The organism is Halopseudomonas sp. Lyrl_26 (genome assembly GCF_051948695.1).
In the GTDB taxonomy this organism is placed as follows: Bacteria; Pseudomonadota; Gammaproteobacteria; order Pseudomonadales; family Pseudomonadaceae; genus Halopseudomonas; species Halopseudomonas formosensis.
In genome coordinates this window covers 1-16,518 of record NZ_JAYJLH010000004.1, presented here as the reverse complement: position 1 = coordinate 16,518, position 16,518 = coordinate 1, and the positions used below count along the sequence as shown (strand labels likewise).

Here is a 16,518-nt window from a genome sequence, read left to right as displayed (position 1 = left end):
CCGGCCCATGCTAGTATCCAGCCCCTGATGGTTTTGCTTACAGGGTCGCTCGATGCATCTGCACATTCTCGGTATCTGCGGTACTTTCATGGGTTCGCTGGCGCTGCTGGCGCGGGACCTGGGGCATCAGGTCAGCGGTTCGGACGCCAATGTCTACCCGCCGATGAGCACCCAGCTCGAGGCCCAGGGCATCCAGTTGATGGAAGGTTATGATCCGGCCCATCTGCAACCGCAACCGGACCTGGTGATCATCGGCAACGCCATGTCCCGGGGCAATCCGGCGGTGGAATATGTGCTGGACAAGGGCATTCCCTATACTTCCGGTCCCCAGTGGCTGGCCGATCATGTACTGCAGGATCGCTGGGTGCTGGCGGTGGCCGGAACCCACGGCAAGACCACCACCTCCAGCCTGCTGGCCTGGCTGCTGGAGGATGCGGGCATGGCTCCGGGGTTTCTGATCGGCGGCATCCCGCAGAACTTCGGCATTTCCGCCCGGCTGGGCGATACGCCGTTCTTCGTCGTCGAGGCGGACGAGTACGACAGCGCCTTCTTCGACAAGCGTTCCAAGTTCGTCCACTACCGCCCGCGCACGGCCATCCTGAACAATCTGGAGTTCGACCACGCGGACATCTTCGAGGACCTGGCCGCCATCGAGCGTCAGTTCCACCACCTGGTGCGCACCATTCCTGCCAGCGGCCTGATCATCCATCCCCGGCAGGATGCGGCGTTGCAGCGGGTGATCGGCAAGGGCTGCTGGACTCCGGTCCAGACCACCGGCGAGGGCGGCACCTGGCAGGCGCGGCTGCTGGCCGAGGATGGCTCGCGCTTCGAGGTCTGGCTGGACGGGCAGCTGCAGGGCATCGCCGAGTGGCAGCAGACCGGCGCCCACAGTGTGGCCAATGCGCTCTGTGCGCTGGCGGCGGCGCGTCATGTGGGCGTGACGCCGGAGCAGGGCATAGCGGCGCTGGCGGGTTTTGCCAGTCCCAAGCGGCGCATGGAGAAGATTGCCGACACCGGGGGCGTCACCCTGTATGACGATTTCGCCCACCATCCCACCGCCATCGCCACCACCCTGGCGGGGCTGCGCGCCAGTATCGGTGACCAGCGGCTGCTGGCGATCATCGAGCCGCGCTCCAACACCATGCGTCTGGGCAGTCACATGGCGGCGCTGCCGGGCAGCGTCGAGCACGCCAGCGAGGTGATCTGGTACCAGCCGCCTGGACTGGACTGGTCGCTGGATTCGGTGGTGCGTGACAGCCCGGTACCGGCGCAGGTGATGACCGACATCGATGCGATCGTCGAGAAGGTGGCAGCCGAGGCGCAGCCCGGCACCCGGGTGGTGATCATGAGCAACGGCGGCTTCGGTGGTATCCACCAGAAGCTTAAGCAGGCGCTGGAGCATCGCCATGGCTGAGCCGCGCCGCGTCACCCTTGCCGTCACCGGCGCCTCGGGAGCCCAGTATGCGCTGCGCCTGCTGGAATGCCTGGTGCGGGCCGAGGTCGAGGTGCTCTTTCTGATCTCCCAGGCGGCGCAACTGGTGGTGGCCACCGAGACCGAGCTGCAACTGCCACCCAAGCCCCAGGCGCTGGAAGCCTTTCTCACCGAGCATTACCAGGCGAGGGCAGGGCAGATCCGGGTGTTCGGCAAGCAGGACTGGATGAGCCCGGTGGCCTCCGGCTCCGGCGCGCCCTCGGCCATGGTGGTCTGCCCCTGCAGTACCGGGACGCTGTCGGCGATTGCCTGCGGAGCCAGCAACAACCTGATCGAGCGTGCTGCGGATGTCGCTCTCAAGGAGCGTCGCCAGCTGATCCTGGTGCCCCGGGAAAGTCCCTATTCCACCATCCATCTGGAAAACATGCTCAAGCTCAGCCAGATGGGCGCAGTGATACTGCCGGCCAGCCCCGGTTTCTACCATCAGCCGCAGAGCATCGATGATCTGGTGGATTTCGTGGTGGCGCGCATCCTCAATCAGCTGGGTATCGAGCAGGATCTGCTCAAGCGCTGGGGCGAGTAGTCCTGCACAGCCCGGTGCGGTCGATAAGCCGGCACCGGGTACCGATATACAGCTGCGTTATCCGGCTACCGGAACGATCATTTCGCATCTACCTTCTGACGGGCACCTTTTCCGTGGTGCGGTCGGGACTGTCCTGCTGTCTGTCCTCTGAATAACAATAAAAGTCAGGAGAAGTCGGATGTATACGCGTAACAGCAATGCCTGCTCCACCCCCTTGCGACCCCGTCCACTGGTGACTGCGCTGGCCCTGGCCGCCGGTTCGGCCCTGCTTATCGGCTGTCTCGGCGGAGGCGGCGGCTCCAGTGACCGCGGCGAGCGAGGTGAACGCGCCACTGTCACTCTGGCCAACGGCGAAGTGCGTGGGCGTGTCGCTGATGACACGCTGATCTGGCATGGTATTCCCTATGCTCAGGCACCCGTGGGCGAGCTGCGCTGGCGCGCACCCCAGCCGCCGGAAGATTGGAGCGGTACTCTGGATGCCCGTGAACGCGGTCCCGAATGCGTGCAGGCAGAAACCACAACCCGCTGGCAGCGTACCTCCACCATGGTGGGTGATGAGGACTGTCTGACGGTCGATATCTACCGTCCCGATCGAGCCGGTTTCGCCGACGAGGCTCTGCCGGTGTACGTCTGGATACATGGCGGATCGAACAATTTCGGCACCGCAAAGCAATATGACGGCAGCACCCTGGCCAACCACTCCGATGTGGTCGTGGTGGTGGTGCAGTACCGGCTCGGGCCGCTGGGCTGGTTCTTCCATCCCGCCGTCCAGACCAATGGTGCCGATCCGCTGTCCGATTCCGGCAACTTCGGCACCCTGGATACCATCCGGGCCCTGGAGTGGGTGCAGGACAATATCGCTGCCTTCGGCGGGGATCCGGACAATGTCACCATCACCGGTGAATCCGCCGGCGGGCACAACGTGCTGAACCTGCTGGTGTCCCCCGAGGCCGGCGGAGGGCTTTTCCATCGGGCCATGTCCCAGAGCGGCTCGATGAACACCCGCAGTACCACAGCGGCGCGCAATTCGGCCAATCAGCATGTGGAATGGCTGATTCGCCTGCTGGAAGACCGCAAGACCCCGGATGCACCCATCTCGGCGGATCAGGCCAGGCAGATGCGCGAGGAGATGGAAACCGCCGGCACCCTGGGTGAGTACCTGCGCGCGGCGCAGGGGCATGATCTGTATCAGGCCGTGGTCAACTACAGTTCACTGAGCGCCTACGGCGCCATCGAGGATGGCACCGTGATTCCGGAAGGGGGGTGGATTCCCCGCTTCACCAGTGGCGAGTTCAACAACGTGCCGGTAATCCTCGGGGCCAACGAGTACGAACAGAAGTCCTTCATGCCCCTGTACGGCGGAGCGGTCAAGGGTCTGCTGCCGCAGGTGCCCTCGCCGCCGGACAAGAGCTGGCTGGATCTGCTGGATGTGGCCTTCGAAGGCACCCAGACCCTGGATGAGGTGCTGCCGACCCAGAAGGACAGGGATACCTATGAGCTGACGGGCTATTACGGTGGCCGTTCCTGGCGCGCCAAGTATGTCGATCAGCTCGCCGCGCTGATCAGCCAACACCAGCCACAGACCTATGCCTACGACTTCCGCTGGGGTACGGCATCGGGCCCGGCGCCGTTCAACTTCATCTACGGCGCAGGCCATGCATCGGACATATCCTTCTTCTTCGGTACCGGAAGCGGGTTGTTCGATCTGCCCTTCACCGAGCAGAACGAGGCGGGGCGGCGCGACCTGCAGCTGGCGATGATGAGCTATCTGGCAGATTTCGCCCGGGATGGCGATCCCAACGGCGATTTCACCCAGGACCTTCCCACCTGGAGCAGCTGGACGCCAACGGCGGGGCAGGACAAGCTGATCGTGTTCGATGCCACCGAGGAGGCGGCCGATATCAGCCTGTCCGACGAGGCCCTGACCTTGCCGGCAGTACGCATGGCCTGGGGAGAAGCCATGGATGAAGCCGGACTCTCGCCTCAGGAAAAGGCGACATTGCAGAGCCTGTTCGGTCAGGGAGACAGCTACTCCACACCCTGAGCAGGCGCGCTGACAGGGTTCGGCGCTGCTCAAAACCCGGTGCCACGGAGGTGGCACCGGTACCCGCCGGTCATTTTTTGAGTAAAAACTCTAATTTTTCTTTCAGCACCGCCTTTGCTGGTTTAGACTCACTGTCATGAAGCCACCATCCGCTCGGATGGCAGGCACAGTGACGTGCGAGACAACAACAAGAGCTGATGCGCCATGAGGGGATCGGATCCGAGGCTGGCGGTTTTCATTCATCCGCCCGACCACCGTCGGTCTGGACGGGCTGCTTTGGCCCGTGGGCAGACCCTGCGCCCGGTCCGGCGCCAGGGGCGTCGCACCCAGCCCTCACCGGCATGGTTCCCGTTCCCGCTGTCCTTGCTGACGATTTCATCCGTATTCGACCCTGCCTCAACCCTGATTTCCCGAACTGCGGTTTCGTTCGAGCGTTCTGCTCGGCCTGTCGAATCTTCTGTGCTGCACCTTGCCAACTACCGTCCACAGCCGCCTGCAATCCCGGGGCGGTGCAATCAGGGTGACCCGCTGGCGCAGTAGCCGGGTCATCGTTTCAGCTGAAAAGAGGAAAGAGGGAAACGCCATGCAATCCAGGATACTTACCACCGGCACGCTGTTGGCCGCCACGCTGGTACTGGCTTCATGCAAGTTCGGTGGCAGCAGCAGCTCGTCATCGTCGGACGGCCCGCCGCAGGCGGGGCAACCGCCGAACATCCTGTTCGTGATCATGGATGATGTGGGTATCGACCAGTTCGAGTCCTTCGGTTATGGCGGAATGAAGCCGCCGTCGGTGCCGTCGATTGATGCCCTTGCCGACAACGGTCTGCGCTTCCGCAATGCCTGGGCAATGCCCGAGTGCTCGCCCAGTCGGGCCAGCTTCATGACCGGGTTGTATCCGATGCGGACCAATATCCAGCAGGCGATCGGCCCCAATGATCTGGCCAATTCACATGTCTCGCCCTACGTCATGACGGTACCCAAGGTGCTGGCTGCGGCGGGTTACGAGAGCGGCCTGTTCGGCAAGTTCCACCTCGGTGGACCGGAGAACAACCCCGCCGGCATAGCCGCGCCGGCCGCGCTGGGCTGGGAGCACTTCAAGGGTTGGGGTGGGCTGCCGGCCTCGATTGATACCACCGCCGGCGGCGTGGGCGAGGAAGGTCAGTATAGCTGCGGTTTCGTGCCCCATGCGGCCCAGGGTGGCGCCCACTTCGGCGCCTGTTACATCCCGACGGGAGACGGTGGCGCCAGCTGCAGCGAAATCACCGGCCAGCCCGGCGGGGATTCGGCCGGTCTGCAGTGCCTGACCCAGGGCGGCGTACTGGTGCCGGAGCAGAACTGCGAATCCACTCCGCCGGCATACGTGAATTTCGAGCGGGAGAATGCTCATTACGTTTCCAGGCTGCTGGTGAACTGGGAAGACGACGTGCAGGAACTCAGCCTGTCGGACCCTCGCTCCCGTGGCTACCGCGCAACCATCGAGGTGGACACCACCATCGACTGGATCAAGTCGCAACCGGCTGACCAGCCGTGGATGGCGACCCTCAGCTTCAGCTCTGCCCATACGCCGCTGCAGCACCCGCCCCGCAGTCTGGTGCCCTCCGGTGCAGCTGATATCCTCACCGCCGACTGCAGCTCCGCGGCGCCGCTCAACCAGCGCAACGTCATGGACACCATGGTCGAGGCCCTGGACACCGAGCTGGGTCGACTGCTGGTGGAAACCGGGATCGCCTCCCGCGGGGACGACGGCAGCCTGATCTACGATCCGGCCGCCAGCAATACGGTAGTGGTCGTGGTGGGGGACAATGGCTCCTTCGGGCCCACGGTCAAGCTCGGCTTCGACCCGGGCCGGGCCAAGGGCACGGCCTATCAGACCGGCGTCTGGGTGCCCCTGGTGGTCTCCGGACCCATGGTCGAGCAGCCCAGCCGCAACGTCGAGCACATGGTCAACGTCGTGGATCTGTTCAGCTTCTTTGCCGATGTGGCCGGGGTGGACCTGGAGCAGACGGTACCCGAGGGCACTGATGCCGAGGAGATGTATTCCTACCTGACCGAGCCGGATCGCGACAGCGTTCGGGAGTTCAACTTCACCCAGGGCGGGCTGAATATCCTCGCCAACGATGCGGTGAACGGCCCCTGCGTGTTCAATGGCAACTTCTGTTCCCACACGCCCATGTCCGCCCAGGTGTGCGCGGACAACAACGGGGTCTGGTGGGGGCAGGGAGCCAATGTCGGCGAGAACGGGGTGCTCAAGGAAGTCGACCACTGCTGGCAGGTCAACCAGGCTCTGTACGAGGACCAGGGTGGTGACTATCAGCCCATCGAGATGGGTCCGACCGTCTACATGGCGATCCGGGATGACGAGTACAAGCTGGTGCTCAACGAGTCGATGGACTATGACATCGCCACCGACAGCGGCGTGTTGGTCAAGACCCGGGAGTTCTACCGCGTTGATCAGGCTGTCCCGCAGCCCGCCCTGGACGGGGAAGGGGATGACCTGCTCAACCCCGAGCCCCGGCTCTCGCCCGCCGAGGAACAGCGTCTGGCCGAACTGGAATACCAGCTCGAGCTGCTGCTGGCATCACAGAAGGCCTGTCCGGGTGACGGTAACGGCGACGGGGTGGTGGATCAGGAAGACATCGACAACCACAGCCGGCTCGCTTCGCAGTGGGGTGGTTCCAGCCTCTATGACTTCAACCATGACGGCCTGACCGACGCCCAGGACCTGGCGATCATCCAGGCCAATCTGGGCGCCTGCCCGCAGTAGTATCGCGGTACCACAGCTGGCGCCCCGCCCGGGGCGCCAGCGCTGTTCAACCGGCAGCCCGCATGTGGCCGAACTCTTCCAGGTTCAGGTGCCACTCCACCGCTTCGCGCAACAGATGCGGTGTGTGCCCGCCCCGGGCGCAGGCCCGCTCGAAATAATCACTCAGCGCTTCCCGGTATTGCGGATCGGCACAGTTGTCGATGATCACCCGCGCCCGTTCCCGCGGGGCCAGGCCGCGCAGGTCGGCCAGTCCGTGCTCGGTCACCAGGATGTCCACATCATGCTCGGTATGGTCAACATGGCTGACCATGGGCACCACGCTGGAGATGGCGCCGCCCTTGGCAATGGATTTGGTGACGAAGATCGCCAGATTGGCGTTGCGGGCGAAGTCCCCCGAGCCGCCGATGCCGTTCATCATGCGGGTCCCGCAGACGTGGGTGGAATTGACGTTACCGTAGATGTCGAACTCCAGTGCGGTATTGATGCCGATGATGCCCAGCCGGCGCACCAGCTCCGGATGGTTGGACATCTCCTGCGGGCGCAGCACCAGTTTGTCCCGGTACCTGTCCAGATTGCCGAACACCCGCTCGTTGCAGCGGCCGGACAGGGTGATGGAGCAGCCCGAGGCGAACTTCATCTTGCCGGCATCGATGAGTTCGAAGGTGCAGTCCTGCAGCACCTCCGAGTACATCACCAGGTCCTCGAAGGGGGAGTTGATCAGGCCGCATAGAACCGCATTGGCAATATTGCCGATGCCGGCCTGCAGCGGACCCAGGTTGTTCGGCAGGCGGCCTGCCGTGACCTCGCGTTCGAAGAAGGCGATCAGGTGGTCGGCAATGGCCTGGGTTTCCTCATCCGGCGGGGTGACCGTGGAATGGGAGTCGGGCTGATCGGTAATCACGATCGCGGCGATCTTGGCCGGGTCCAGCGGAATCGCGGTGCTGCCGATGCGCTGTTCCGAACTGACCAGGGGGATGGGTGTGCGGGTCGGACGGTAGGTCGGGATATAGATATCGTGCAGCCCTTCCAGATCCGGGTTGTGGGCCAGGTTGATTTCCACCACCACCTGTTTGGCGAAGATGGCGAAACTGGCCGAGTTGCCCACCGAGGTGGTCGGGACGATATGGCCTTCCTCGGTGATGGCCACGGCTTCGATGATGGCGATGTCCGGCAGCTTGAGCTGGTGATTGCGCATCTGCTCCACGGTGTCGGACAGGTGCTGGTCGATGAACATGACCTCACCCTGGTTGATCGCCCGGCGCAGGGTCGCATCCACCTGAAAGGGCATGCGCCGTGCCAGTACGCCGGCTTCGGTCATCTGGCGGTCCAGGTCGTTGCCCAGGCTGGCACCGGTCAGCAGGTCGATCTTCAGCGGCTGCTCCCGGGCCCGGTCGACCAGCGCCAGGGGGACCGCCTTGGCTTCCCCGGCACGGGTGAACCCGCTCATGCCGACGGTCATGCCATCTTCGATCAACAGTGCTGCCTGTGCCGCGCTCATGACCTTGTCATGCAGCGCCGGCATGCGAATACGATTTCTGTACATGGGACTGACACCAGATTGATTTGGAACCCGGGCAGTCTAGAGGCGCCTGCGCAGCGTTGGGCACTGGACCATGGTCTAACAGCGACCCCCGGGTCATGCCTGCTCGCAGGCTCAGCGCAGGCCGTCGGGCCAGCTGCAGTGGGAGGAATCGATCACCCAGCCCTGCTGGGGGGCGAAGGCCTCGCTGAGCAGCAGGTGCTCGGGTTGCTGTTCGACAAGTTCGCCCCGTTCCAGGGTGAACAGGCGGCCGCTGGCGGTGCCGTCGATCAGTTCAGCCAGATAGAGATCGGGCTGCTTGGGGTCAAGCCGGGCGATGAGTTCGCCACTGTGCTGGTCCAGGCTCTCGTCGGCGTGCAGGGCGCTCAGATCCGGACAGGGCGGGGCGGTCAGACGCATCTGGTAGACCAGCTGCAGAGAGTTGGTGGGCAGGTGCACATAGGCCCTCGGGCGCTCCAGCAGGTTCAGCTCCCGGCAGATGACCGCCCGAGTGGCGCTCTGGTATGGCGACAGGCTGTACCAGCGGTTCGGATCAGGGGGCAGGTTCTCGGCGTAGGGGGTCGGCAGCCAGACTTCCTGATAGCGACCATTGAGCCAGCCATGGCGGGTTTCCAGCAGCAGTTCCTCGGCCAGCTCGGTCATCAGGGTCAGCAGCGGCAGACGCAGCTCGTGGGCGGGAACGTAGCCCGACAGCAGCTTGAGCACCTCATCGCCGCGATCCGGTCGACGCTGGCGGACCAGCAGGCGGAAATCGCGCTGCTGCCAGGTGAACAGGATATCGGCGGACACCCCCAGATTGGCCACCGTCAGCTCGAAGCACTCGGGGTCATCCACCTGCACCGGCTGGCGCAGGGCGAGCATGTCGTCGAAGCTCAGCGGATTGCCCACCGGGGTATAGCGCAGCAGTTCAGGTCCGGCCTGAACATGCAGCGCCTGAGTCTTGAAGGCGATGGGACTTCTGCGGGCTATGACTCTGCTCATGCTGCCTCCGTTGGGGTTGCCGCCGGTACAGCTGCGCAGTGGCCCGCAAGGGGTCAGTCCGCAGTACCGGCGGTCCGGCGTTCGAGAATGCCGGCTACTGTTGTCACGTTCTGCCGCAAATGCAGCGGGTTGATGGTGCCTATGATGGCGCTGCTGACCGCCGGGTGGCTGAATACCAGCTCGAAGCCGGCGGTGAGCGGGTCCTCACCTTCCAGGCAGATGTGCCCGCTGGCCAGCGCCTTTTTCACCAGGATGCCCTTGCCGTGGTCCGCAGCGTAATCCAGAACCGGACGCTCGGCCTGCTCGCGCAGGTTCCAGGTGACCATGGCGCAGTCGCCGTCGCGCAGGGCCTGAACGCCACCGGCCACTGTCTTGCCGGAGAAGCCGAAGGCGCGGATCAGGCCCTCCTGTTTCAACTGCTGTAGTGCAGGATAGACCTCATCTTCCAGCACTGTCAGGTCGTCGCCACTGGAGTGCACCAGCACCAGATCCAGATAGTCCGTGTGCAGGCGTTGCAGCGAACGCTGGACCGAGAAACGGGTATGGGCGGCGCTGAAATCGAACCGGGACTGACCGTCGACAAATTCCTCGCCAACCTTGGTGCACAGCACCCAGTCCTGACGCTGGCCCTGCAGCAGCGGGCCGAGGCGTTCTTCGCTGGTGCCGTAGGCGGGGGCGGTATCCAGCAGGTTGATGCCCAGCTCCCTGGCCAGCGCCAGCAGGTCGCGGACCTGCCCGTCGTCCGGCAGGTCGAAGCCGCTGGGATACTTGACCCCCTGGTTGCGGCCGATCTTGACGGTGCCCAGCCCCAGGGGTGAAACCTGCAGGCCGGTATTGCCCAGCGGGCGGTGCAGATGTGCCAGTGTCATCAGAACAGGGTATCCCATACCGGAGTGGCGACCGGCGGCGTCGGCAATGCCGGCTCCGGTTGCGCCTGCTGTGGGTGGATCTGCTGGCGTTGCAGCTCGGCCAGGACCCTGTCACTCAGGTCCGGGGCCAGCGCCAGCTTGGTGGGCCAGCAGACCAGGGCATTGCCGACCGGCTGCACGTGGGCATTGTCCGGGCGCACCAGGCCGCTCTGCGCCGGTTCGGCGCGGGTGACCGGCAGCGTCCTCCACCGGCAGTCACTCAGGTCGACCCAGGGCAGCAGCTCGGCCAGTTCGGCGCGCGCCCGCTCGATCAGGCGGTCGGCGGGCATGTCGGTGCCCTGTTCCGCCAGATCCCCGCCCAGGTACCAGCACCACTGGCCATCGGCGCAGGGGTGGGTGGTAACGGTCAGGCGCGGCTTCGGACTGTTGCCCAGACAGTGGGCGAACAGCTGCGGCAGCCCGGGCCCCTTGACCAGCACCATCTGCAGCGGGCGTCGCTGCATCGCCGGCTGGCTCAGCCCGGCCATGTTCAACAGGGCCTCGTTGCCCTCACCGGCGGCCAGCACGTAGCGCCGGGCGAGCACCTGTCGGCCGCCGACCTGCAGGCCGCGGATACCCTCATCGCCACCGTCGAGCTGCGGTTGGCCCTGTACCAGGGTGCCCTCGCCCAGCTGTGCCAGGCGGCGGACCACATCAGGCACATCCAGCACCAGCTCGCCCAGGCGGTAGACCTTGCCCTTGAATGCGGGGTCGGTGAAGACCGCGGGCAGATCACGGCCCTTGATGCTGTCGACCCGGCCACGCAGCGCCTTGCTGGCGAAGAACCCGGCCAGATTGCTGATCAGATTGCCCGGTGACCACAGGTAGTGATGCTGTGACAGCACCCGCACCTGGCGCAGGTCCAGCTCGCCGCTGCCATCCAGACAGGCGCGCCAGCGGGCGGGCATGCCGGCGATGGCCTCGGCTGCCGTGGTCAGCTTGCCGTGCAGCGCGTACTTGGTGCCGCCATGGATGATGCCCTGCGACTTGGTGCTCTGGCCGCCCCCGAGGGCGGCAGGCTCGATCAGCAGGGTGCTGAAGCCCTGCTGGCGCAGCCGCGCATTGAGCCAGAGTCCGGCGATGCCGCCACCGAGAATACAGATATCAACATGCAGGGGTGTGCTCATGGGCTCCCAGAACTGACCGAGGAAAGGGCCTGTAGTATAGCCGCGGGCCGCCTGGAAGGTCACTTCGATCTCCGGCTCCGGCCTGAGGCAGCCGGTTCTGCTACTCTATGCGCGGCCCTGATCTGGAGAAGTGCATGCCCCGTTTTTTCTACAGTCTGATTTTCCTCCTGTGCCTGCCGTTGATCCTGCTGCGATTGCTGTACCGCGCCTGGCGTGCACCGGCCTATGCCCGGCGCTGGGCCGAGCGCTTTGCCCTGGGCGGGGATCTGCGTGCCGGCGGCATCTGGGTGCATGCGGTCTCCGTCGGCGAGTCCATTGCCGCCGCGCCTATGGTCCGCGAGCTGCTCGACCGGCACCCCGAGCTGCCGGTGACCATGACCTGCATGACCCCCACCGGATCGGAGCAGATCCGCAAGCTGTTCGGCGACCGGGTCGGGCATGCCTATCTGCCCTATGATCTGCCCTGGATGCAGCGCCGTCTGATCCGGCGCCTGGCCCCCCGGGTGGCGATCATCATGGAAACCGAACTGTGGCCGAATCTGGTCGCCGAGTGTCGCCGGGCCGGCGTGCCCGTGGTGCTGGCCAATGCGCGGCTCTCCGAGCGCTCGGCCCGCGGCTACCGGCGCGTCCTGCCGCTGGTGCGTCCCATGTTCGCGGCGCTGGACTGGGTGGCCGTGCAAAGCGCCGCCGAGGCCCAGCGCTTTGCCGCCCTGGGGGTGCGCGACACGGCGATGACGGTGACCGGCAGCATCAAGTTCGATCTCAAGCCGTCTCCTGCGGTAATCGAGGCCGCCGCGCAATGGCGCGCCGGTTGGGGGCAGCGCCCGGTGTGGATCGCCGCCAGTACCCATGCCGGTGAAGACGAGCCGGTGCTGCAGGCGCACCGGCAACTGCTGGAGCGCCATCCCCGGGCGCTGCTGATCCTGGTGCCGAGGCATCCGGAACGCTTCGATGGGGTGGCGCGGCTGGTGCAGCAGAGCGGCCTGTCTCTGGTGCGGCGCAGCCGTGGGGCGCAGCCGGGGGAGGCCGATCAGGTGTTTCTCGGCGACAGCATGGGCGAGCTGATGCAGTTCTATGCCTGCGCCGACCTGGCCTTCGTCGGCGGGTCGCTTATCCCCGGGGGCGGACACAATTATCTCGAGCCGGCGGCCCTGGGTCTGCCGGTACTGTCCGGTCCGCACCGGTTCAATTTTGCCGAGATCAGCCAGCTGCTGGAGCAGGCCGGGGCGCTGGTCGAGGTGGCGGATGCCGCAGCGATGGTGGCGCAGGTGCAGGCCTGGCTGGATGACGAGGTTGCCCGGGAGCGGGCAGGTGAGGCGGGCCGGAAGGTGGTGAAGGCCAACCAGGGCGCCCTGGAGCAGCTGCTGCAGGGCATTTCCCGATTGCTCTGATCCTCAGAACGAGGTGCGCATACGCTCCTGCAGCTCCTGCTGGTCGCTCCACTCGTTGCGCTGGATACGTGCCGGCGCGCGGGGGCGGTCATTCAGGTTGAGCTGACGCTGTTCCTCTTCGGTGAACGGCGGAATGAAATCCCGGTCCGGGTTGTAATCGGCTTTCAGCCAGGCTGACAGGTCCTCGAGATCCTGGGGACTCAGCGTGCCGGCGGCCTGCTTGAGGCTGAGATTGTCGATGATGTAGTTGTAGCGCGCATTGTTGTAGTCGCGCACCGAGCGGTACAGATTGCGCTGGGCGTCCAGCACATCCACCACGTTGCGGGTACCTACCTCATAGCCGGTCTGGGTAGCATCCAGTGCCGCCTTGGAGGAGACGATCGACTGGCGGCGGGCTTCCACTTCCTCGACGCTGGAGGTCACGGTGCGGAACAGGTTGCGGGTGCGCTCCACCACGCGACGCAGTTCGGCTTCACGGGCCTGTTCGGCCTGGCTCAGGCGGTAGGTTGACTCACGCACCCGCGAGGTGGTGGCGCCGCCGGTGAATAGCGGCAGGGTCATCTCCAAACCGAACTGGGTCAGCTCGGTGTCGCCGGCAATCTGGCCGGGCATGCCGCCCAGGCGGGCACCGCCGTGGTTGTCGCTGTAGCGAATGAACGCATCCACCGCCGGGGCATAGCCGGCACGGCTGCTGCGCAGGCTCTCCGAGGCACTGTCGATGGCCAGGCGGTAGGCCTGCAGCGAGAGGTTCTGCGCGGCGGCGGTGTCCACCCACTGCTGCATGTCACCGGGGACCGGAGCGAGGATCGGCAGCTCATGGCTCATGCCCAGCAGTTCCGGATGGTCGCGGTTGGTCAGGCGGGTGAGGGCCTGGTAACTGACGTCCAGATTGGTGGTGGCGGTAATGCGCGTGGCGCGGGCGGCATCGTAGCCGGCCTGGGCCTCGAGCACGTCGGTGCGTGCCGCCAGACCCACCTCGAAGCGCTCGCGGGCCTGCTCCAGCTGGCGCTCGAAGGCGGCTTCCTCGGCCTTGGCCGTAGCCAGGTTGTCCGAGGCGCGCAGCACGTTGAAGTAGGCCTGGGCCACGTCCAGTATCAGCTGCTGCTGGGTGGCGGAAAATTCGACCCGAGCCTGTTCCGACTGGGACTTGGCGGCCTGGTAGTTGAACCAGCGGTCGGCACGGAACAGCGGCTGGGTCAGGCTGGCCTGGTAGTAATGGGTTGAATAGCTGTCCGAGCCGGCACCTTCGACATCCATCCGCTCACGGGCGACCCCGGCACCCAGGCCTATGTTCGGCAGCAGCTGTGCCTTGGCCTGGGGCAGGATTTCCTGGCGTGCCAGGGCGTCGGCTTCTGCTGCAGCCAGATCGGCACTGTTGAGCAGCGCTTCCTGATAGATGGTCATCAGGTCGGATTGAGCCAGGGCCGACCCGGATGCACCGGCCAGTACAACAGCGAGATAGATAGGACGGAACATGTACTGATCCTTCGCACGGGGGAGTCAAGTCAAGCAGTCAAGGCTAAAGAGACCCGGGCTGGCGGTCAAGGGCAAGCGCAGCGCGGACCGCAAGTCGATAACTTGTCCGCGGGCGCCGGAAGCTCTATGCTGCACCTTCATCTTGACGGGGTGCCTGGTACGCGAGTGCCGGCTGAGATTACACCCGTTGAACCTGAACCGGTTAGCACCGGCGTAGGAATCGAGATGCGCACTCCTTGCCGACGGCGCCCTTGCGGGCGTCCGTCCGTGCCGCTTCGGTTCCCTGTACGTCCCCTACAGCGGAGCACAACAAATAATGACCAGTCGTCTGCCTGATACCGCCATCGCCACTTCCGGCGCCGATGGCGCTGCCACTCAACCCCTGCCCAACTCCCGCAAGGTCTACGTGACGGGCTCGCGCCCGGATATCCGCGTGCCCATGCGCGAGATCAGTCTGGCCGATACCCGTACCGATCGGGGCGTGGAAGCCAATCCCCCGGTGCTGGTGTACGACACCTCGGGCCCTTACACCGATCCGGCAGCCCGGATAGATCTGCGATCGGGTTTGGCCGATGTGCGCAGCATCTGGATCGAGGAGCGTGGCGATACCGAGATACTGCCCGGGCTGAGCTCCGAGTTCGGCCGCGCACGGTTGGCCGACGTCTCGCTGGATGCCATGCGCTTTGCCCATGTGCGCACGCCGCGCCGGGCCAGGGCCGGCCACAACGTGACCCAGATGCACTATGCGCGCCGCGGCATCATCACGCCGGAGATGGAGTTCGTCGCCATTCGCGAGAACATGAAGCTGGCCGAGGCCCGGGAAGCGGGGCTGCTGCAGCGCCAGCATCCGGGGCACAGTTTCGGCGCTGCCATCGCGCAGGAGATCACCCCCGAGTTCGTCCGTGAGGAGATCGCCCGGGGACGGGCCATTCTGCCGGCCAACATCAACCACCCGGAACTGGAGCCGATGATCATCGGCCGCAATTTCCTGGTAAAGATCAATGGCAACATCGGCAACTCGGCACTGGGTTCCTCCATCGAGGAGGAGGTGGAGAAGATGACCTGGGCCACCCGCTGGGGCGCCGACACCATCATGGACCTGTCCACCGGCAGGAATATCCACGAGACCCGGGAGTGGATCATCCGCAACTCGCCAGTGCCGATAGGCACCGTGCCCATCTACCAGGCGCTGGAAAAGGTCGGCGGAGTGGCCGAGGACCTGAACTGGGAGATCTTCCGCGACACCCTGATCGAGCAGGCCGAGCAGGGCGTGGACTACTTCACCATCCACGCCGGTGTGCTGCTGCGCTACGTGCCGCTGACCGCCAGCCGGGTCACGGGTATCGTTTCCCGTGGCGGATCCATCATGGCCAAGTGGTGTCTGGCGCACCATCAGGAGAACTTCCTCTATACCCATTTCGAGGACATCTGCGAGATCATGAAGGCCTACGACGTGTCCTTCTCCCTGGGGGATGGCCTGCGCCCGGGCTCCATCGCCGATGCCAACGACGCGGCCCAGTTCGGCGAACTCGAGACCCTCGGCGAGCTGACCAGACTGGCCTGGAAGCACGATGTGCAGACCATGATCGAAGGCCCCGGCCATGTGCCCATGCAGCTGATCAAGGAGAACATGGACAAGCAGCTGGAGTGCTGCGACGAGGCGCCTTTCTATACCTTGGGGCCGCTGACCACCGACATCGCCCCCGGTTACGATCACATCACCAGCGGCATAGGCGCTGCGATGATCGGCTGGTTCGGCTGCGCCATGCTCTGTTACGTCACGCCCAAGGAGCATCTGGGGCTACCCAACCGCGATGATGTGAAGACCGGCATCATCACCTACAAGATCGCCGCCCACGCGGCGGACCTGGCCAAGGGGCATCCGGGGGCGCAGATCCGCGATGACGCACTGTCCAAGGCGCGTTTCGAGTTCCGCTGGGAGGACCAGTTCAATCTGGGTCTGGATCCGGATACCGCCCGGGCCTTCCATGATGAGACGCTGCCCAAGGAGTCGGCCAAGGTCGCGCACTTCTGCTCCATGTGTGGCCCCAAGTTCTGCTCGATGAAGATCACCCAGGAGGTCCGCGACTACGCCGCCGCCCAGCGTATCGAGGCGGTGGACCTGGCGCTGGAGGAGGGGATGCAGGCCAAGTCCACCGAATTCCGTCAGAGCGGTTCGCAGCTGTACCAGAAGGTCTGACTGGCTCCCTGGGAACGTCGAGCACCAGCTCGATGAGCGGACGGGTATCCGACGCAGCGTTCTCCAGTACCC

Annotated in this window: 11 protein-coding genes and 1 riboswitch; of the genes, 6 read left to right on the top strand and 5 right to left on the bottom strand. The window is 65.1% G+C overall.

Annotated features, from left to right (window positions below; all coding sequences use genetic code 11):
• The first annotated feature begins 52 nt into the window (after positions 1 to 52).
• From mpl to VF673_RS06980, 4 genes are all read left to right on the top strand, one after another.
• A complete protein-coding gene (gene mpl / locus VF673_RS06995; protein WP_440291404.1) occupies positions 53 to 1,414 on the top strand; it encodes a UDP-N-acetylmuramate:L-alanyl-gamma-D-glutamyl-meso-diaminopimelate ligase in 1,362 nt (453 codons plus the stop codon).
• The gene (locus VF673_RS06990; protein WP_320331052.1) at positions 1,407 to 2,015 is read left to right on the top strand and encodes a flavin prenyltransferase UbiX; all 609 of its coding nucleotides are present in this window, start codon (positions 1,407 to 1,409) and stop codon (positions 2,013 to 2,015) included. The genes mpl and VF673_RS06990 overlap by 8 nt, the downstream gene beginning before the upstream one ends.
• Before the next feature lie 178 nt (positions 2,016 to 2,193).
• Positions 2,194 to 4,059, top strand: a complete 1,866-nt coding sequence (locus VF673_RS06985) for a carboxylesterase/lipase family protein (protein ID WP_440291403.1) — start codon at positions 2,194 to 2,196, stop codon at positions 4,057 to 4,059.
• A gap of 583 nt (positions 4,060 to 4,642) precedes the next feature.
• Positions 4,643 to 6,823 (top strand): sulfatase-like hydrolase/transferase, encoded by a 2,181-nt coding sequence (locus VF673_RS06980; protein ID WP_440291402.1) that lies wholly within the window; start codon positions 4,643 to 4,645, stop codon positions 6,821 to 6,823.
• A gap of 46 nt (positions 6,824 to 6,869) precedes the next feature.
• Here VF673_RS06980 and VF673_RS06975 read toward each other — a convergent pair whose 3' ends face one another.
• From VF673_RS06975 to VF673_RS06960, 4 genes are all read right to left on the bottom strand, one after another.
• The gene (locus tag VF673_RS06975) at positions 6,870 to 8,366 is read right to left on the bottom strand and encodes an acetyl-CoA hydrolase/transferase family protein (RefSeq protein WP_320331056.1); all 1,497 of its coding nucleotides are present in this window, start codon (positions 8,364 to 8,366) and stop codon (positions 6,870 to 6,872) included.
• A gap of 111 nt (positions 8,367 to 8,477) precedes the next feature.
• Positions 8,478 to 9,344, bottom strand: a complete 867-nt coding sequence (locus VF673_RS06970; protein WP_090536596.1) for a hypothetical protein — start codon at positions 9,342 to 9,344, stop codon at positions 8,478 to 8,480.
• 53 nt (positions 9,345 to 9,397) lie between these two features.
• Positions 9,398 to 10,213 carry an aldo/keto reductase gene (locus VF673_RS06965; RefSeq protein ID WP_273125311.1) on the bottom strand — a complete coding sequence of 272 codons (816 nt, stop codon included), beginning with the start codon at positions 10,211 to 10,213 and terminating at the stop codon, positions 9,398 to 9,400.
• Positions 10,213 to 11,379, bottom strand: coding sequence for an NAD(P)/FAD-dependent oxidoreductase (locus VF673_RS06960; protein WP_440291401.1), 1,167 nt, complete (start codon positions 11,377 to 11,379; stop codon positions 10,213 to 10,215). Before VF673_RS06960 ends, VF673_RS06965 begins: the two co-directional genes overlap by 1 nt.
• Before the next feature lie 134 nt (positions 11,380 to 11,513).
• On the opposite strand from VF673_RS06960, the gene waaA reads away from it, so the two are divergent.
• On the top strand, positions 11,514 to 12,770 hold the full coding sequence (waaA, locus tag VF673_RS06955) for a lipid IV(A) 3-deoxy-D-manno-octulosonic acid transferase (protein ID WP_440291400.1): 1,257 nt from the start codon (positions 11,514 to 11,516) through the stop codon (positions 12,768 to 12,770).
• Between the two features lie 3 nt (positions 12,771 to 12,773).
• Here the strand turns inward: waaA and VF673_RS06950 are convergent, their stop codons facing one another.
• Positions 12,774 to 14,246, bottom strand: a complete 1,473-nt coding sequence (locus VF673_RS06950) for a TolC family outer membrane protein (protein WP_440291399.1) — start codon at positions 14,244 to 14,246, stop codon at positions 12,774 to 12,776.
• A 136-nt stretch (positions 14,247 to 14,382) separates the two neighbouring features.
• A riboswitch (TPP riboswitch) is annotated at positions 14,383 to 14,483 on the top strand.
• A gap of 79 nt (positions 14,484 to 14,562) precedes the next feature.
• On the opposite strand from VF673_RS06950, the gene thiC reads away from it, so the two are divergent.
• Positions 14,563 to 16,446: a phosphomethylpyrimidine synthase ThiC gene (gene thiC, locus VF673_RS06945; RefSeq protein ID WP_440291398.1), complete on the top strand. Its 1,884-nt coding sequence runs from the start codon at positions 14,563 to 14,565 to the stop codon at positions 16,444 to 16,446.
• Positions 16,447 to 16,518 lie beyond the last annotated feature (72 nt).